Annotated in this window: 16 protein-coding genes, 1 other RNA gene and 1 other annotated feature; all 17 genes read left to right on the forward strand. The window is 51.0% G+C overall.

The window, feature by feature from the left end; translation table 11 throughout:
- The first annotated feature begins 303 nt into the window (after positions 1-303).
- A complete protein-coding gene (gene guaB, locus HCN83_RS17250) occupies positions 304-1761 on the forward strand; it encodes an IMP dehydrogenase (RefSeq protein WP_168009564.1) in 1458 nt (485 codons plus the stop codon).
- 129 nt (positions 1762-1890) lie between these two features.
- A complete protein-coding gene (locus HCN83_RS17255) occupies positions 1891-3309 on the forward strand; it encodes a D-alanyl-D-alanine carboxypeptidase family protein (protein ID WP_168009566.1) in 1419 nt (472 codons plus the stop codon).
- A 171-nt stretch (positions 3310-3480) separates the two neighbouring features.
- Complete coding sequence (gene pdxS, locus HCN83_RS17260) at positions 3481-4368, forward strand: pyridoxal 5'-phosphate synthase lyase subunit PdxS (RefSeq protein WP_168009568.1); 888 nt, start codon at positions 3481-3483, stop codon at positions 4366-4368.
- 42 nt (positions 4369-4410) lie between these two features.
- Positions 4411-5004: a pyridoxal 5'-phosphate synthase glutaminase subunit PdxT gene (gene pdxT, locus HCN83_RS17265; RefSeq protein WP_168009570.1), complete on the forward strand. Its 594-nt coding sequence runs from the start codon at positions 4411-4413 to the stop codon at positions 5002-5004.
- A gap of 6 nt (positions 5005-5010) precedes the next feature.
- Positions 5011-5205: a binding site (T-box leader), on the forward strand.
- Between the two features lie 58 nt (positions 5206-5263).
- Positions 5264-6544 carry a serine--tRNA ligase gene (serS, locus tag HCN83_RS17270; RefSeq protein ID WP_168009585.1) on the forward strand — a complete coding sequence of 427 codons (1281 nt, stop codon included), beginning with the start codon at positions 5264-5266 and terminating at the stop codon, positions 6542-6544.
- 831 nt (positions 6545-7375) lie between these two features.
- On the forward strand, positions 7376-8383 hold the full coding sequence (locus HCN83_RS17275) for an ABC transporter ATP-binding protein (RefSeq protein ID WP_168009587.1): 1008 nt from the start codon (positions 7376-7378) through the stop codon (positions 8381-8383).
- A 3-nt stretch (positions 8384-8386) separates the two neighbouring features.
- Positions 8387-9382: an ABC transporter ATP-binding protein gene (locus tag HCN83_RS17280; protein WP_168009589.1), complete on the forward strand. Its 996-nt coding sequence runs from the start codon at positions 8387-8389 to the stop codon at positions 9380-9382.
- Between the two features lie 58 nt (positions 9383-9440).
- Positions 9441-11264, forward strand: a complete 1824-nt coding sequence (gene opp4A / locus HCN83_RS17285; RefSeq protein ID WP_168009591.1) for an oligopeptide ABC transporter substrate-binding protein — start codon at positions 9441-9443, stop codon at positions 11262-11264.
- A 61-nt stretch (positions 11265-11325) separates the two neighbouring features.
- Positions 11326-12288: an oligopeptide ABC transporter permease gene (gene opp4B / locus HCN83_RS17290; RefSeq protein ID WP_168009593.1), complete on the forward strand. Its 963-nt coding sequence runs from the start codon at positions 11326-11328 to the stop codon at positions 12286-12288.
- Positions 12289-12301: 13 nt separating this feature from the next.
- Entirely contained in the window at positions 12302-13195 is an 894-nt protein-coding gene (opp4C, locus tag HCN83_RS17295) for an oligopeptide ABC transporter permease (protein ID WP_168009595.1), read from the forward strand.
- Positions 13196-13320: 125 nt separating this feature from the next.
- Positions 13321-13872: a tRNA adenosine(34) deaminase TadA gene (gene tadA, locus HCN83_RS17300; RefSeq protein WP_168009597.1), complete on the forward strand. Its 552-nt coding sequence runs from the start codon at positions 13321-13323 to the stop codon at positions 13870-13872.
- A complete protein-coding gene (locus tag HCN83_RS18885; RefSeq protein WP_425483640.1) occupies positions 13862-13957 on the forward strand; it encodes a YycC family protein in 96 nt (31 codons plus the stop codon). The genes tadA and HCN83_RS18885 overlap by 11 nt, the downstream gene beginning before the upstream one ends.
- Before the next feature lie 83 nt (positions 13958-14040).
- Positions 14041-14307: signal recognition particle sRNA large type (gene ffs, locus HCN83_RS17310), an RNA gene on the forward strand.
- Between the two features lie 171 nt (positions 14308-14478).
- Positions 14479-16209 carry a DNA polymerase III subunit gamma/tau gene (gene dnaX / locus HCN83_RS17315; RefSeq protein ID WP_168009601.1) on the forward strand — a complete coding sequence of 577 codons (1731 nt, stop codon included), beginning with the start codon at positions 14479-14481 and terminating at the stop codon, positions 16207-16209.
- A gap of 44 nt (positions 16210-16253) precedes the next feature.
- Positions 16254-16565: a YbaB/EbfC family nucleoid-associated protein gene (locus tag HCN83_RS17320; RefSeq protein WP_168009603.1), complete on the forward strand. Its 312-nt coding sequence runs from the start codon at positions 16254-16256 to the stop codon at positions 16563-16565.
- A 227-nt stretch (positions 16566-16792) separates the two neighbouring features.
- A complete protein-coding gene (gene recR / locus HCN83_RS17325; protein WP_168009605.1) occupies positions 16793-17389 on the forward strand; it encodes a recombination mediator RecR in 597 nt (198 codons plus the stop codon).
- Positions 17390-17406: 17 nt separating this feature from the next.
- A complete protein-coding gene (locus HCN83_RS17330; RefSeq protein ID WP_168009607.1) occupies positions 17407-17619 on the forward strand; it encodes a YaaL family protein in 213 nt (70 codons plus the stop codon).
- Positions 17620-18036: the final 417 nt, after the last annotated feature.

Here is an 18036-nt window from a genome sequence, read left to right on the forward strand (position 1 = left end):
AAGCTCACCAGCGCCGATGATAGTTGGGGGCTCTCCCCCTGCGAAAGTAGGACGTTGCTGGGTCACCTGAGAGGGTGTCTCCCGGAACCAGACCCTGGTTCCCGGGCGGCACCCTCTTTTTTTGCGTGGAGTTTGATTCTTTGACTTTCCAAAGAAGGTAAAGTCTGCCTGAAGCTGTATAAGCGATTTTTCCAGACTGAATAGTGTGAATAGTAGAACTATCCTCGTTTTCTTGACACCCGTTCATGGTATTGTTAATCTACTGATAATATTTTCAGGAGACCGAAAGGGGAATGAACATCTATGTGGGAAGATAAGTTTGCTAAAGAAGGCTTGACGTTTGATGATGTGCTGCTGCTGCCGGATGAGTCAAATGTCCTGCCAAACCAAGTGAACGTGGAAACGGTGCTTTCGGATGACCTGAAATTGAACGTTCCAATCATCAGTGCGGGCATGGATACGGTGACAGAAGCGTCCATGGCGATTGCTATGGCCCGTGCAGGCGGTCTTGGTATCATTCACAAGAATATGTCTATTGAAGAGCAGGCCGAGCAGGTGGACCGTGTGAAGCGTTCTGAGAGCGGCGTTATCACGAACCCGTTTCATCTGTCTGAGGATCACCAGGTATTTGATGCAGAGCACTTGATGGGCAAATACCGTATTTCCGGTGTGCCGATCGCAGATGAAAATCAAAAGCTTGTCGGCATTATCACAAATCGTGATCTGCGCTTCATTGAAGACTACTCGATTCCAATTAAAGACGTGATGACGAGTGAAAATCTCGTGACAGCTCCTGTCGGTACGACGCTGAAAGAAGCACAGCAAATTCTCCAAAAGCACCGGATTGAAAAGCTTCCTCTAGTAGATGACGACAAAAAGCTGAAGGGTCTTATTACGATTAAAGACATTGAAAAGGCGATTGAATTCCCACACTCTGCAAAAGACAGCTCCGGTCGCCTTGTTGTAGGTGCAGCGGTCGGCGTCGGCGGCGATGCAGATTCCCGTATTAAAGCACTTGTTCAGTCTGAAGTCGATGTGCTCGTCATTGATACGGCGCATGGCCATTCTGCAGGCGTGATAAATAAAGTGAAGGATATACGCAGTCAATATCCGGACCTCAATATCGTGGCAGGTAACGTAGCGACGGCGAAAGCGACGAAAGCTCTGATCGAAGCTGGTGCGAACATTATTAAAGTTGGTATCGGACCGGGATCAATTTGTACTACACGTGTTGTTGCCGGAATCGGTGTACCGCAGATTACAGCTATCTACGACTGCGCGACAGAAGCGCGAAAGCATGGTGTGTCGATCATTGCAGATGGCGGCATTAAGCACTCTGGAGAGATCACGAAGGCACTTGCAGCCGGTGGTCACGCTGTGATGCTCGGCAGTATTCTTGCCGGCGTTACGGAAAGTCCGGGTGAGCGTGAAATTTATCAGGGGCGACAGTTCAAGGTTTACCGCGGCATGGGCTCCATTGCTGCAATGGAAAAAGGAAGCAAGGACCGCTACTTCCAGGAAGAAGAAAAAAAGCTGGTTCCTGAAGGTATCGAAGGCCGGATCCCTTACAAAGGGCCGCTTGCCGATACGCTTCACCAGCTCGTCGGCGGTCTCCGCGCCGGAATGGGCTACTGCGGCACGGGAACGGTGCCTGATCTGCAGGAGAAGGGCCAATTTATCCGGATCACGAATGCCGGATTAAAAGAAAGCCACGCCCATGATGTTCAGATTACAAAAGAAGCACCAAATTATACGAACTGAGTCGATAGATAGGGGCCTCCCCTATCTATTTTTCTTAGCTGTGATGTGGTAAAATACCGCTTGTATGTCAATTGAGCAGAAGCGCGTGATTTACATATAGATTATACCGATATTTAGGAGAGATGATGAATGGGACGTAAGCTACAGGCAGCGGCAGCAGGGACACTTTTAACAGCAGCAGGCGTATTTGCGGGAGCCGTTCCCGCAATGGCCTCATACGAGCCGTCTGTTGATACAGTAATTCTCGTGGACGGAGAGACCGGACAGATTCTGTTTGAGCAAAATGCAGATAATCCGCTCCCGCCTGCCAGCATGACGAAGATGATGAGTGAGTATTTGATTTTGGAAGCCGTGAACAACGGCGATATTTCCTGGGACGATGAAGTAGAAGTCAGCGAATTTTTAAATCAGCTCTCCCATAACCGTGGCTTGTCCAACGTACCGATGCGGGTCGATGAGACGTACTCGGTGCAGGAGCTGTACGAATCTGTCGCCATTTATTCGGCAAACGCTGCTACTATGGCACTGACAGAACATATTTCCGGTTCGGAAGGAGATTTTGTTGAGCTTATGAACGAGCGCGGCGTTGATCTCGGCATGGGAGAAACGCTTCGGGAAGCAGGATCCGAGTATGGAATGGATAACCTGGAGGAAATCGCTTCTGAAGAAGTCGGTGATTTTCAGTTTGTAAACTCTACCGGTTTGCCTAATTCGCTGCTCGAAGGCAATCATCCGGAAGGAACCGGGTCGGAAGACGATAACTTCATGTCTGCTCAGGCAACCGCAACGCTTGCCTACCACCTTGTAAATGATTACCCGGAAGTACTTGATACGGCAAGCATTCCGACGATGACATTCCGTGAAGGCACCGAAGATGAAGTATTCATGGAAAACTGGAACTGGATGCTGGACGGTACGCGTAATCCGGATACGGGGGAAGATGTGACGTACGAGCCGATTGACGGGCTGAAAACCGGTCACACAAACGCAGCAGGCTTTACGTTCACCGGAACAGCAGAGCAGGACGGCCAGCGCTTTATCAGCGTCGTCATGGGTGCTGAATCAGAAACCGAGCGTTTTACGGAAACAAAAGCCGTTATGGAATGGGCGTTTGAGGCATTTTCCGAAGAAGAGATCTACCCGGAGAACATGACGGTGGACGGCTATGAAAATCTGCCGGTTGTAAAAGGCGAAGAAGAAAACGTTGCTCTTGCGACAAACGCTGCCTTCTCTGAAATGGTAGAAGAAGGCGACGAGGAGAACTACAGCTACACGGTAGAACTGGATGAGTCGCTTCTGAACGAAGACGGCGAAATCGAAGCACCGGTAGAAGCAGGCACGACAGTCGGACGCATGATCGTCGAGTACGAAGGGGACCGTGAAATCGCGTACCTGCCGGGTGAAGGGGAAAACGGCGGAGAGATTGAAATCGTCACGACTGAGTCCGTTGAACGCGCAGGCTGGATGGCGCTGACGATGCACAATGTCGGTTCGTTCTTTTCCGGCGTCTGGTCAAACGTTTCCAACAGCGTACGCGGCTGGTTCTAATAAGCAGGGAAGTTGCCCGGTGCGACGGGATATGTTAGCATATACAGCTAAGGTCGACGAATAAATTTTTGTACTTTTTCGTGCCAATCCGGTTACGAACGGGTGCGGATTCGCTATAATATAAGACGGACACGATGTTTACTACTAGCAAGGTGCTGAAAGGGGATCATCATGGAAAAACGTACAGGTACGGACCGCGTCAAGCGCGGTATGGCAGAAATGCAAAAAGGCGGCGTCATTATGGACGTCATCAACGCAGAACAAGCAAAGATTGCAGAGGAGGCCGGAGCTGTAGCAGTTATGGCTCTTGAGCGCGTCCCTTCTGATATCCGCGCTGCAGGCGGAGTAGCACGAATGGCAGATCCTACAATTGTAGAAGAAGTACGCGATGCGGTATCCATCCCGGTTATGGCAAAAGCGCGTATCGGCCACATCGTGGAAGCGCGTCTTCTCGAAGCACTCGGCGTCGACTATATCGACGAGAGTGAAGTGCTGACGCCGGCGGACGAAGTGTTCCACCTGAATAAGAGCGAGTACACGGTACCGTTCGTATGCGGTGCGAAGGATCTCGGTGAAGCAACGCGCCGTATCGGCGAAGGTGCTTCCATGCTCCGTACAAAGGGCGAGCCGGGCACAGGCAACATCGTAGAAGCAGTTCGCCACCAGCGTCTGATTCAGGCACAGGTACGTAAAGTGCTGAGCATGTCGGATGATGAGCTGATGACAGAGGCAAAAAACTTAGGTGCACCGTTCCACGTGCTGCAGGATATCCGTGAAACCGGCCGTCTTCCGGTCGTGAACTTCGCAGCAGGCGGAATCGCAACACCAGCAGACGCTGCACTGATGATGCACCTCGGTTCAGACGGTGTATTCGTCGGCTCCGGTATTTTCAAATCTGACAATCCGGCGAAGTTCGGACGTGCGATTGTGGAAGCAACGACTCACTATGATGACTTCAAGCTCATCGCAGAGCTTTCGAAAGATCTTGGGACAGCGATGAAGGGAATTGAAATTTCCACGCTTGAGCCAAAAGACCGCATGCAGGACCGCGGCTGGTAATCGATTTACGTTTTTAGGGGATAAGAAAGAGGTGGTTGTATCATGATGAACATCGGAGTATTGGCACTGCAGGGTGCTGTCCGTGAGCATGTGCGTGCCCTCGAGGCACCGGACGTACAGGTGACGGTCGTGAAGAAAGTAGAGCAGCTGAATGAACTGGACGGTCTTGTTTTTCCCGGTGGAGAAAGCACTACGATGCGCCGCCTCATTAACCTTTACGGATTTTATGAGCCGCTGAAGCAGTTTGCGGCTGAAGGCAAGCCGGTCTTCGGCACATGTGCCGGAGCGATTTTAATGGCGAAGGAAATTGCGGGCCAGGCAGAGCCGCATCTTTCGGTTATGGATATGACCGTTGAACGCAACGCTTTCGGCCGCCAGCGTGAAAGCTTTGAAGCGTATTTGCCGATGAAAAACGTCGGAGAAGACATCGAAGCTGTTTTCATACGCGCGCCGATCATCCGCTCTGTCGGTGAGAACGTAACGGTTCTTGCCGAATATGACGGCAGCATTGTTGCCGCGCAGCAGGGTCCCTTTGTTGCCTGCTCGTTCCATCCGGAGCTGACAGACGACGACCGGTTCCATCAGTATTTCGTAGAGGTAGTCCGGCAGTCTCTTAAAGAGCCTGTCGCCCAGTAAGATAAAAAAACCGCTGAGACGGGAACCATTAACAGTATTTCTTTCTTCAGAGAGCCGGTGGCCGCTGTGAACCGGTGAAAGACGCTGTGAATCCATCCCTGAGCTTGAAGTGAACCTTCACGGCACCTGCCGTTACCAGGTCGAGCAGGAAGGCGTACGGCCTTCAAGCAGGGTGGTATCGCGGCTACAGCCGTCCCTGGGTGCATATGCACCCGGGGACGGCTTTTTTATATATTATGAATTTAGAGGAGAGATGAACATGCTGGATATGAAGCTGCTTCGCAGCGATTTTGAAGGAGTAAAAGCCAAGCTTGCCAAACGAAACGAGGACATCAGTGCGCTCGACAAGTTTGTGGAAATGGATGAAAAGCGCCGCGGTCTCATTAAAGAAACAGAAGAGCTGAAGAGCCGGCGCAATACGGTGTCTCAGGAAATTTCCCAGATGAAAAAGGAAAAGCAGGATGCAACAGACGTGATCGCGGAGATGAAAAACGTATCCGCGACGATTAAAAAGCTGGATGAGGAGCTTCGCGAGGTCGAGGCAGAGCTCGATTACCTGATGCTGACGATTCCAAACGTGCCGCACGAGGACGTACCGGTCGGTGAGGATGAAGCAGATAACGTGGAGCTGCGCGTCTGGGGTGACAAGCGTACGTTTGATTTTGAAGAGAAAGCACACTGGGATCTCGTCCGGGATCTGGATATCGCAGACTTTGACCGTGCAGCCAAAGTGACCGGCAGCCGCTTTGTGTTTTACAAAGGACTCGGTGCCAGACTCGAGCGTGCGCTAATTAACTATATGATGGACCTGCATGAAGACGAACACGGCTATGAAGAGGTCCTGCCGCCGTATATGGTCAACCGCGACAGCATGACAGGGACCGGACAGCTTCCGAAATTTGAAGAAGATGCATTTAAGATCCGCGAGGAAGATTACTTTTTGATTCCGACAGCTGAAGTGCCGGTGACGAACATGCACCGGGATGAGATTATGAACGTGGAGGATCTTCCGAAAACCTATGCCGCTTACAGTGCCTGCTTCCGCTCTGAAGCAGGATCTGCCGGACGGGATACGCGCGGACTGATCCGCCAGCATCAGTTTAACAAAGTAGAGCTCGTCCGCTTTGTAAAGCCGGAGGATTCTTATGAAGAGCTGGAGAAGCTGACTGGTCACGCAGAGAAAATTTTGCAAAACTTAAAGCTTCCGTACCGTGTGCTGCACATGTGCACGGGCGATCTCGGCTTTACAGCAGCCAAGAAGTACGACCTTGAAGTGTGGCTCCCGAGCTACAGCGATTATAAAGAGATTTCTTCCTGCAGTAACTTTGAAGCTTTTCAGGCACGTCGTGCTAATATCCGCTTTAAGCGCGATACGAAAGCGAAAACGGAGTTTGTGCACACCCTGAATGGTTCCGGTCTTGCGGTTGGACGGACCGTGGCTGCTATTGTAGAAAACTACCAGCAGCAGGACGGCAGCATTGAAATTCCCGAGGTGCTGCGGCCGTATATGGGTGGCCGCACCCATATTCAAGCAACGTAAACGAGAGAACGGCTCGCATGTTGAGCCGTTCTTTTCTTATCTTATAAAAACAATTTGCGAAAAGCAGCACAAAGATAAAGCAAGTAAATATGCAGGTTAGGTCTGGTCTTAACAGCAAGACCCTATGACAGACTAAAAGCCGGTAACGCCTGATGTGACAGGTTTGTATAAGTAAATAAGAACAAATAATAAAATCTAATATGTATAATATATACGTTTTTAAGTATAAATATTCTTTAGGGTGCAAGTATAATGTCTACGCTGGAGCTACTGTCCACGTTAACTAAGCAGCATATGAAAGAGAAATAAAACGCTAAAAAGCCTGTCAATCAGTGCTTTACGACGTTTACACATAACTGTGATAAAGTAAAAGAAAGTTACGAAACTTTGTAAGAAAATCTCTTAATACGGTATACATTTATACATTAGTTTATTTATAATACAAGTTAAGCGGAAATGTCGGATAATTTCGTGTTATTCCCGATCTCTGCTACTTTTAAACTAAGTGAGCGCTCATTCATATTGCTTGGAGACTCGAAATTCAGTACGAACGTCGGTGTTTTACTAAGATCGACTGTGGTAGACTAAACAGGACTTTTATATTGGAATAATGAAAATTTTCGTAATACTCAGCGTTTTGTGACGTTTTGCGCTATGCTCACAGCATGAGCGTTGGAAGCGTTTTCAAAAATAGGTTTACATTCTGAATTCAGACTATTAAAATAACGGTAGTCTTTTCCATTAAAAGAAATTTATAGTTCTAATTGTGTACATAAGAAGATTGGATTCAGAAAAGTGTAATTGAGAAAACAGTGAAGGGTAGGATCGCCAATGAGCAGCCAGAAACCGCTTCTGGAAGTCCAGAATCTGCATACGGGCTTCAACATCGAAGGAGAAACGCATTACGCGGTGAAAGACGTTTCATTTACGGTAAATCCAAAAGAAGTTGTTTGTATTGTCGGAGAGTCCGGTTGTGGGAAGAGCGTGATGTCCCTGTCCATTATGGATCTTCTGCCGAAGCATAACGGGAAGATCGATAAGGGCCATATCCTGTTTAAAGGAAACGACCTCGTGCCTCTTACAGAGGAAGAAATGAACCAGATCCGCGGAAAAGATATCAGCATGATCTTCCAGGAGCCGATGACGGCGTTGAACCCGGTACTGACAATCGGGTATCAAATGGACGAAGTGCTGTTCAACCACACGGATACACGTAAGGAAGAGATCCGCAAAAAAAGTGTACAGCTTCTGCAGCAGGTCGGGATTTCCCGCGCGGATCAAATCGTGAACGAGTACCCGCACCAGCTGTCAGGCGGAATGCGCCAGCGCGTCATGATTGCGATGGCAATCGCCTGCCAGCCGCAGCTGCTCATTGCCGATGAGCCGACGACCGCACTGGACGTAACGGTTCAGGCACAGATTCTGGAGCTGATCACGAAAATTCAGGAAGAAGTCGGCATGGCCATGCTGCTCATCACCCACGACCTCGGCGTCGTGGCGGAGATGGCAGACCGGGTAGTCGTCATGTATGCCGGCCAGGTAGTGGAAGATACCGATGTGGATCGGCTGTTCTATGAGCCGAAGCATCCGTATACGAAGGCGCTGCTCGACTCCATCCCAAGAATGGACGACCACCGGGAAGTTCTGAACACGATAAGAGGAATCGTTCCCTCTTTAAAAAATATGCCGAAGCAGGGCTGCCGATTTGTGGACCGCTGTCCGTCCGCTATGCCGGAGTGCACAAAAATAGATCCGGCACTCGGAGAAGTAGATAAAGGGCATTCCGTCCGCTGTATCCTCTACGATGCAAGCCACCCTGAAAAGAAAGCGGAGGTCTAGGCCATGGCGAAAGAAACAGTCAAAACAGAAAAATCAGAGCACCTGCTGCAAGTGCAGGAGCTGAAAAAATACTATCCGGTACGCGGAGGGTTTCTCCGCCGAAAAGTCGGCGACGTAAAGGCCGTCGATAACATTTCGCTGGAACTCAAGCGCGGTGAGACGTTCGGGCTTGTAGGGGAGTCCGGCTGCGGCAAGTCAACGGCTGGGCGCACGATTACACGGCTGTTCAAACCAACTTCCGGAAATATCCTGTTCGAAGGACGCGATATTACAAACTTACGTGGTTCAGAGCTGCGGAACCTGCGTCAGGATATCCAGATGGTCTTCCAGGACCCGTACGCCTCACTCAATCCGAAGATGATGGTCGGGAGCATCATTTCCGAACCGCTTGTCAACTACGGACACGGCAGTGAAGGCAAACTTAAAGATGAAGTGATGCAGCTGCTCGAGCGAGTAGGGCTGCCGGAAGATGCCTACTACAAGTATCCGCATGAATTTTCCGGAGGCCAGCGCCAGCGGATCGGCATTGCCCGGGCACTCGCGCTGAAGCCGAAGCTGATCGTCGCTGATGAACCGGTTTCCGCACTCGACGTATCCGTGCAGTCCCAGGTGCTGAACCTGCTGAAAGAGCTGCAGGAAGAATTTAACCTGACGCTCCTCTTCATCGCGCACGACTTGAGTGTCGTGAAGCATATGAGCGACCGTATCGGCGTCATGTATCTCGGAAACCTTGTGGAAGTGGCTGACGCAGATGACATCTATCAGGATCCGAAGCATCCGTACACACAGGCGCTGATTTCCGCGATTCCACAGCCGGATCCTCGCAATAAGAGCGAGCGTGTGATTCTTTCGGGCGATGTCCCGAGTCCGCAGAATCCGCCGGTCGGTTGTCCGTTCCACCCACGCTGTCCGAAGGCGATGCCGGAATGCAGCGAGAAAAAACCGCAGTTGAAGGAGGTGAACCGCGAGCACCGCGTGTCGTGCCTGTTGTATGAATAGGCGTTCACTTTTTAACTGGTCTTATCTTAATTTTATTAATCTTAAGGGGGAAGAATGTATGAAACGTTCTCGTTATCTATTAGGTGCTTCACTCATGTCTGTCGCGATTCTGGCAGCGTGCGGCGGAGAAGGAAATGACGGCAACAATAACGCAGATCCTGCAGACAACAATGCAAATAACGCAGAAGTAAACGATGCCGACAACGATGGTGCAGACGATGCAGACGCAGACAACGATGGGAACAACGACGAAGAAGCGGCTGACGGAGATGCTCCACAGGGCGGTACCGTTACATACGGTTACACAGCTCCATTTGCGGGCGTTCTGGACTGGAACTTTTACGGCGGTGTGGATGACAGCCTGGCGCTGAACATTTTTAACGGAGATGCACTCTACTCGATCTCCTCTTTCACAGACTTTGAGCCGGAACCGAGCCTCGCGCACGACTGGGAATGGTCTGACGATAACCTGACGGTGACATTCCACCTTGAAGAAGGCGTTATGTGGCACAACGGCGAAGAGCTTACAGCAGAAGACTTTGAATTCTCATATGAGACAATCGCACATCCGGACTATGACGGACCGCGTCTGTCCAACGTTGACCGCATTGAAGGCTTTGACGAGTACCGTGCAGGCGACGCTGACTCGCTCGAAGGGGTAAACGTTATCGACGACTACACGTTCGAAGTCACGTTCCAGGAAGCACTCGCAAACAACCTGGAAAACCTCTGGGCTTATCCAACTCCAAAAGCACACCTGGAGCATCTGGAAGTATCAGAAATTGAAGATTCTGAAGAAGTTCGTCAAAATCCGGTCGGCCTCGGCGCATTCCAGGTAGAGAACATCGTTCCTGGTGAGCAGATCGAGTACACGGCGTTTGAAGACTACTGGCAGGGTGCACCGAACCTGGACGGCGCTGTTTACCGAATCGTAGACGGCAACCAGGCTGGTGAGCTTGTTGCACAGGGTGAAGTCGATATCATCGAACTGACACCGACGCAGGCGCTTCCGCTGGAAGACAACGAAGATGTAACGGTTGAAGAAATCGAAGCACTTTCTTACAGCTACCTCGGCTTCAAGCTCGGTGAGTGGAACGCGGAAGACGAAGTAGTGGAAATGAACAATCCAAAGTTCGAGTCGAAGGAACTCCGTCAGGCATTTGCACACGCGATTGACCGTCAAGGTATCATCGATGAGTTCAACGAAGGCTACGGTACGGTTATCAACGCACCGGAATCCCACATCCGCTGGTCTTATCCGGATGAGTCTACGCTGAACCAGTACGAGTATGATCCGGACCGCGCTCGTGAGCTGCTTGAAGAAGCAGGCTATGAAGACGTAACGGGAGATGGATTTGTTGAAGATCCGGACGGCGAAGAGTTCACTGTAAACCTCGCTGCGATGGATACTCCTGCTGATATCGCAGAGCCGCGTGCTCAGTACATTCTGCAGACGCTTCAGGATGTCGGCATCAACGCTCAGCTGATGGACGGCCAGCTGCTCGACTTCAACCTGTTCTACGACCTTGTTGAAGAAGACGATGAGAACATCGACATCTTTATGGGCGCATGGGGACTCGCAACAGCAGATCCGGATCCATCCGGTCTGTGGAGATCCAACGACTTCTGGAACTTCCCTCGCTGGGATAACGAAGAGTCTGATGAGCTGATCGCAGAAGGCCTCAGTGAAGAAGCACTCGATATCGATTATCGTCAGGAAGTGTATCAGGAGTGGCACCAGCTCGTAAACGAAGAGCTGCCGCTTATCCCGCTTAACTCTCCGACGGACCTTTACGGCATTAATGCCAACGTCGGCGGCGTAACAGTGGATGTGCGTGACGCAACAGCTAATCCGCACGAGTGGTACATCGACGAAGAATAAAAAACGTTTGTTCATCGGGAAGATGAGCATCCCACTTTGACCTGACAAGGAGAAATCGATCATGCTACTTTATACTTTGAGGCGTATCCTCATCATGATTCCAATCCTGTTTCTGGTCTCCATTGTGGTATTCTCCCTGGCATTTGCGATGCCAGGGGATGCCCTTTCCGGTCAGATCGATCCGACGCAAAGCCCGGAATACATTGAAGAAATGAGAGAGGAACTTGGATTAAATGATCCGGTTCACATTCAGTACGGCCGCTGGGTTGCCGGCATTGTTCAATGGGATTTCGGTCGTTCTGTCGTACACAGAATGGATGTATCTGCCATCATAGGGGAGCGGCTGCCGAATACGATACTGTTATCGGCGATGTCGCTTATCATCACGTATATTCTGGCTTTCTTCATGGGGCGTTATGCCGGAAGAAACCCGTATACTAAAGGAGACTACACGATTCAGGGGATCAACTACTTAATGCTTGCGATCCCGAGTTTTGTTGCTGCACTGTTCGCCATTTTCATTTTCTCATTCCAGTTTGGACTCTTTCCGTCAACAGGAAGTGTCGGCTCCGGCATGACACCGGGAACGTTCGAATTCTGGATGAGCAAACTGTATCATACGTTCCTGCCGGCCCTCGTGCTTGGTGCGCTCGTTACAGCGAGCTACACGCAGTTTCTGCGTAACGATATCATTGAAAGTGCGCAGAAGGACTACGTCCGGACCGCACGGGCAAAAGGAACGCCGGAGTCTGAAATTTACAACAAGCACATTCTCCGCAACTCGATTATTCCGATCGTCACGCTGTTTGGCTTTGACATTGCGAGTATCATCGGCGGAGCGGTTATCATTGAAACTATCTTTTCCTACCGTGGAATTGGAGAGCTTCTTATCTCCTCTATTGAACGGCGCGACTCAGCTGTCGTGCTGTCCGTTACGCTGATGCTTTCTGTAGCAACGCTTGTCGGCAACCTGCTTGCTGACTTACTGTACGGCATCATCGATCCGCGGATCAGGGTGGAATAAGGGGGGAACTGTCATGGAAGCAGCAGAAGAAATACAGCTGGAGAAAAAAGCAAAGAAGCAGTCCCCCTGGTCGATTGCACGGCGCAAGCTTGTCCGCAATAAGCTCGCCATGCTGAGCCTCGGCTTTCTTGTACTGGTTATCACGATGGCCTACATGGCACCGCTGTTGACCGGGTACGACCCGCAGCGAGTGGATATCATCAACCGGAACCAGCCGCCGGGCGAGGGCTTCCTGCTTGGAACCGACGCTTCCGGACGGGACATTTGGACACTGCTTCTCTACGGGGCACGCACCTCGCTTACGATCGGACTCGTCTGTACGGCAGCCGTGATCATGATTGCAACGGTCATCGGCTCGATTGCCGGCTACTACGGCGGGCTGGTGGATGCGATTCTCATGCGCTTTACGGATTTCATGATGAACTTTCCGTTCCTCGTTTTCGTTATTGTACTCGCCTCTATTTTCCGTGAAGCAGGTATCTGGGCGTTGATTATCGTCTTAAGTGTCCTCTCCTGGACCGGGGCAGCCCGTGTCGTGCGGAGTAAAGTCATGGCGGAAAAGGAAAACGAATACGTCATGGCGGCGATCTCAATCGGCAGCACGCCGTTTAAGGTTATCCGGAAGCACTTGCTTCCTAACGTGATGACAACGATTATCGTGCAGGCGACGCTGCTTCTTGCCGTTATGATTGTAGCTGAAACGGCGCTCAGCTTCCTTGGCTTCGGGGTTCCGACCGGAACGCCGAGCTGGGGGAATATGATGACAGAAGCACGTGATCCGAACGTCATCCGTTCGTACTGGTGGATCTGGATTCCGCCGGGGCTTGCAATTACCTTTACGATTCTTTCGATCAACTTCATCGGGGAAGGCATCAAGGATGCGTTTAACCCGCGATCAGCACGCTGATCTGCCAACCGCTCTCTTCTATTGCAGAAGAGGGCGGTTTTTATCGTTCTGCCGCTGACAGGACAGTCCGGTTCTTTACCGTCAGCGTTCTGGAAGGTAAAATAACGGCAGAGGAGGTCCGGCTCATGGAACAGGACATATTATTTATGCAGGAAGCGCTGCTGGAAGCAGAGAAAGCAGGGGCGATGGGAGAGGTGCCGATCGGGGCCGTCATTGTAAAGGACGGGGAAGTCATCGCACGCGGACACAACCTGCGGGAGACGACCCAGCAGTCGCTGACGCATGCCGAACTGATTGCAATGGAAGAGGCGTGCCGCGTAACAGGCAGCTGGCGGCTGGAAGACTGTACGCTTTACGTAACGCTCGAGCCGTGTCCAATGTGCGCCGGTGCTGTCGTGCAGTCGCGCGTGGAGCGGGTCGTTTTTGCTGCTGACGATCCGAAAGCGGGTTGCTGCGGAACGCTGATGAATCTTGTACAGGACACACGGTTTAATCACCGTGCCGCGCTGACATCTGGTATAATGAAGGAAGAGGCAGCAGCGCTGTTAACGGATTTTTTTCAGCGGCTGCGGCTCGAAAAAAAGAAAAAGAAACAGGAGGCAAAAGCCGATGCGTCCGAATCAGATTTCACTCGAAACAGCGAAAATGATGGCGGAAAAGCTGAACATGCCGATTGAGCACGTCATGCATACACCGCCGCACATTTTAATGGCGAAGCTGCAGCAGGCAGAAGCCGAAAAAGAGAACACAGACGAATCATAGTTCATCATTGATTTTCGTACTGGAAGAAGTTATACTGGGATTTGTGTCGCTGATTGACACAACCAAAAACGTTATCCACTTTGTCGTGCTAAGCGGGGAGCTAGCGGTTCCCTGTACCCGCAATCCGCTATAGCGGGGCTGAATTCCTCTTCTGAGGCCGTACGATTTCATGGCCTGCCCTGAGTAAGTGGTGTTGACATCCGGGTTCTGCGCAACGGAATCTTGTGAACCCTGTCAGGTCCGGAAGGAAGCAGCAGTAAGCAAGTCCTTCCGTGTGCCGCAGAGTTGCCTGGATCGAGCAAACTGCTCAGGTAACGCATGAGGTTTTGCGGTCGAGGAAAGGTGCACGGCATCTACTATAAGAAGAAAACGGCGTTCCTGCTTTGTGTGGGCGTCGTTTTTTTTCTGTCTGCATACATACGGGAATTTCACACCGAAGAAACCAGATAGATTTTGAATTCACCCCTTAAAGCCGGTATAATAGGTAAAGGTGAAACACTACGAAGGAGCTGAACGGAGATATGAGCTATCAAGCGCTGTACCGCGTCTGGAGACCGCAGAAGCTTCAGGACGTCGTAGGGCAGGAGCACATTACAAAAACGCTGCAGAATGCCCTCGTCCAGCAGAAGCTGTCGCACGCCTATCTGTTTACAGGTCCCCGCGGCACCGGTAAAACGAGCGCTGCCAAGATCATCTCCAAGGCAGTAAACTGCCGGAATGCTCCGACGACAGAGCCGTGCAACGAATGTGAAGCCTGCCGGGGGATCTCGGATGGCAGCATCGTCGATGTTATGGAAATTGACGCGGCAAGCAACAACGGCGTGGATGAGATTCGTGATATCCGCGACAAAGTAAAGTTTGCCCCGAGTGCGGTTTCCTATAAAGTATACATCATCGATGAGGTGCACATGCTGACGACAGGAGCGTTTAACGCGCTCTTAAAAACGCTGGAAGAGCCTCCGCCGCACGTTATTTTTATTCTGGCTACGACCGAACCGCACAAAATTCCGCTGACGATCATTTCCCGCTGCCAGCGGTTTGATTTTAAGCGAATCACCTCCTCAGCTATGCTTGGCAGGATGGAAGAGATCGTGCAGGAGAGCAGTATTGAAATTGATCAGCCGGCCCTCGCCCTGATTGCTCGGGTCAGTGAAGGCGGGATGCGGGATGCGCTTAGTCTGCTTGACCAGGCTGTCTCGTTTTCAGACGGTATGATCAGCCGCGATGATATCCACGCAGTCATCGGCTCCGTATCTCATGATATGATGTATCAGATTGTGGAATCCGTCCGGAGCGGCAGCGTCGGCGACGGTCTTCAGGCGGTGGACAGACTGATGCAGGAAGGAAAAGATGCCAACCGCTTCATTGAAGACCTTATCTTTTTCTTCCGCGACGCCCTCATGGCAAAAACGGCTCCGGAATTAGAGGAGTCCAGGGAGCTGATGGCAACAGATGATGCGTTCCAGCAGACCGTTGATCAGCTGGATACGGTCTGGATCTTTCATATGCTGGAGAAGCTGAATCATTTTCAGCAGCAGATGAAATGGGCCAGCCATCCGCAGGTGTTTCTGGAAATGTTCATCGTACAGGCTTCTCAGCAGACGGCGTCCCTGCCGGCACCGGCAGCGGATACCGGAGCGTCGAGCTCGGCTGTCGAAAAGCTGGAGCAAAAAATCGAGCATTTGGAACGGACGCTGCAAAAGCTGCAGGCAGAAGGTGTGCCCGCTGCGAAAGAAAACGCTCCGGCTCAGCAGACGAAGCCAAAACCGAGACAGGCGGCTTCCTCTAACAAGAGCCGGGCAGGTGTTCAACGCGTGAAGGCAATGCTGGAAAAAGCGTCCAAACAGGAACTGCAGCAGGCGCAGTCCAAGTGGGGCAACGTGATCGAACAGGTAAAGCGCGAAAGTGTGCCGGCTTCCGCCTGGCTAAGTGACTGTCAGCCGGCTGCGGCATCTGAGAGTGAGCTGGTGCTCAGCTTTCGCAATGAAATGCACCGGAACATGGTCGATGAAAAGTTCAGGGAGCTTGTGGAAAATGCCGTCAGCCAGCAGTTTGGACGTGCGTTTGTTCTGCACACGCTGTTGGAAGCGGACTGGGAAGAAGTCAAAGCTTCCTTTTCCAGAAGAACAAGCCAGCCGTCAGAAGACGGAGCCCCGGAAGAGGCAGACACAGAAGCAGAAGATGAGGGAAACCCGCTGATCGATGAAGCCGTTAAGCTTGTCGGCCGAGATTTGCTGGAGATAAAAGAATAAACCGCCGCGTGCGGAATCATAGGACAATAAAGGAGTAGATGGATATGAAAGGCATGGGCAACATGATGAAGCAAATGCAGAAAATGCAGAAGGATATGGCAAAGGCGCAGGAGCAGCTGAAGGAAGAAACAGTTGAAGCGTCAGCCGGCGGCGGAATGGTGAAAGTGATCGCAAGCGGGGAGAAGAAGATTCTCGATATCCAGATTAACGAAGAAGCGGTCGACCCGGACGACGTTGAAATGCTGGAGGATCTCGTGCTTGCTGCGACTAACGAAGCGCTCGGAAAGGTCGATGAGCTCGTGGAAGAGCGCATGGGCAAGTTCACAAAAGGCATGAATATTCCAGGCCTGATGTAATACCCGCTCCATTACTCACCGATCGGAAAGAAGCTGTCTCCTGCCTGAAGGAAGGAGACAGCTGTTTTTAGGAGCAGCGCTTTTACTGCTGCGCGAGGAGGGTCAAGACTGAGTTCTTCCCTTCTTAACTAAACCTGCAGCGCCTTTCGCTTTTTGTCACACGCTGCTGCGAACCGGACTGCTTCAGGCGATCCGGTTTTATTAATCAGGAGGATGGAGGAACATCTATGCAGTACCCACAGCCGATATCAAAACTGATGGACGGCTTCATGCGGCTTCCGGGCATCGGTCCAAAAACAGCTGCAAGACTCGCTTTCCACGTGCTTGATATGAAAGAGGATGACGTTTTAGATTTCGCGAGGGCGCTCGTCGCCGTGAAACGGGAGCTTACGTACTGTTCAGTCTGTCATCATATTACTGATACGGATCCGTGCCGCATTTGTGAAGACCAGTCCCGCGACAGATCGATTATTTGTGTCGTGGAAGAATCAAGAGACGTCATTGCTATGGAGAAAATGCGCGAATACGGCGGACTGTACCATGTGCTTCACGGAGCGATTTCACCGGTGGAAGGGATCGGACCGGAGGATATTTATATACCGGACCTTTTAAAGCGGCTGCAAAATGAAGAAGTGCAGGAACTGATCGTGGCAACGAACCCTAATATAGAAGGGGAAGCCACAGCCATGTATATTTCAAGACTTGTGAAGCCGACAGGTATGCGTGTGACACGAATTGCACACGGCCTTCCGGTGGGCGGCGATCTGGAGTACGCTGACGAAGTCACGCTGTCCAAAGCAATCGAGGGAAGACGCGAGCTGTAAAGGAGCGGATGAGGATAATGCGAAAAAAGAAGCGCAAGCTGAGGCAGTCGAAAGACGATGAACTGATCTATCATCTCGATAAAATTAAACAGCGGGTGAACCAGCACGATACGTACATGCAGTATTCGATGGATGCGCGGGAAGAGATGTACGGCATGGTAAAGGCAGAGCAGGCAAAGTACTGGTTTTTGCTGCGCGAGGCCCGGGCTCGGCACACAACGTTTTCTTAGCATAACGTTTCATAATCTGCCGGGCAGGAACACCTGACGGATGATAAGGTAAAAAAATCATGTACAATCGTTGATGTGACAGGCTTTTATCAAAAGCTTGTCCACTTTTTTCATTTTCTTTGAAAAAACCGTTGACCTAATATGAGGATAGGTGATATATTATTACTTGTCGCTGAAACGCGAACGAACGCCACACAGTCGATTAAAGGAAAATTGAAATCGGCGGTTGACGAGTAGAACGCTTTCGTGATATATTAATAAAGTCGCCAAAACGAGCGGCGTCAAGCAACACGGCCCTTTGAAAACTAAACAAAAGACGAGAAGAAGGAAAGAGAATGAATCATTCTCTGTCAATTTTTGAAATACAGGAATCTTTAGCCAGATTCCGTTCTGACCGACCGGTTTCACCGGGAGGAC

It is taken from the genome of Alkalicoccus luteus, assembly GCF_012034335.1.
GTDB lineage: Bacteria > Bacillota > Bacilli > Bacillales > Salisediminibacteriaceae > Alkalicoccus > Alkalicoccus luteus_A.

What these genes read in the sequence shown, in the direction of transcription:
- guaB (WP_168009564.1), top strand. Translation starts at nt 304, where the DNA reads ATGTGGGAAGATAAGTTTGCTAAAGAAGGCTTGACGTTTGATGATGTG.
- HCN83_RS17255 (WP_168009566.1), top strand. Translation starts at nt 1,891, where the DNA reads ATGGGACGTAAGCTACAGGCAGCGGCAGCAGGGACACTTTTAACAGCA.
- pdxS (WP_168009568.1), top strand. Translation starts at nt 3,481, where the DNA reads ATGGAAAAACGTACAGGTACGGACCGCGTCAAGCGCGGTATGGCAGAA.
- pdxT (WP_168009570.1), top strand. Translation starts at nt 4,411, where the DNA reads ATGATGAACATCGGAGTATTGGCACTGCAGGGTGCTGTCCGTGAGCAT.
- serS (WP_168009585.1), top strand. Translation starts at nt 5,264, where the DNA reads ATGCTGGATATGAAGCTGCTTCGCAGCGATTTTGAAGGAGTAAAAGCC.
- HCN83_RS17275 (WP_168009587.1), top strand. Translation starts at nt 7,376, where the DNA reads ATGAGCAGCCAGAAACCGCTTCTGGAAGTCCAGAATCTGCATACGGGC.
- HCN83_RS17280 (WP_168009589.1), top strand. Translation starts at nt 8,387, where the DNA reads ATGGCGAAAGAAACAGTCAAAACAGAAAAATCAGAGCACCTGCTGCAA.
- opp4A (WP_168009591.1), top strand. Translation starts at nt 9,441, where the DNA reads ATGAAACGTTCTCGTTATCTATTAGGTGCTTCACTCATGTCTGTCGCG.
- opp4B (WP_168009593.1), top strand. Translation starts at nt 11,326, where the DNA reads ATGCTACTTTATACTTTGAGGCGTATCCTCATCATGATTCCAATCCTG.
- opp4C (WP_168009595.1), top strand. Translation starts at nt 12,302, where the DNA reads ATGGAAGCAGCAGAAGAAATACAGCTGGAGAAAAAAGCAAAGAAGCAG.
- tadA (WP_168009597.1), top strand. Translation starts at nt 13,321, where the DNA reads ATGGAACAGGACATATTATTTATGCAGGAAGCGCTGCTGGAAGCAGAG.
- HCN83_RS18885 (WP_425483640.1), top strand. Translation starts at nt 13,862, where the DNA reads ATGCCGATTGAGCACGTCATGCATACACCGCCGCACATTTTAATGGCG.
- dnaX (WP_168009601.1), top strand. Translation starts at nt 14,479, where the DNA reads ATGAGCTATCAAGCGCTGTACCGCGTCTGGAGACCGCAGAAGCTTCAG.
- HCN83_RS17320 (WP_168009603.1), top strand. Translation starts at nt 16,254, where the DNA reads ATGAAAGGCATGGGCAACATGATGAAGCAAATGCAGAAAATGCAGAAG.
- recR (WP_168009605.1), top strand. Translation starts at nt 16,793, where the DNA reads ATGCAGTACCCACAGCCGATATCAAAACTGATGGACGGCTTCATGCGG.
- HCN83_RS17330 (WP_168009607.1), top strand. Translation starts at nt 17,407, where the DNA reads ATGCGAAAAAAGAAGCGCAAGCTGAGGCAGTCGAAAGACGATGAACTG.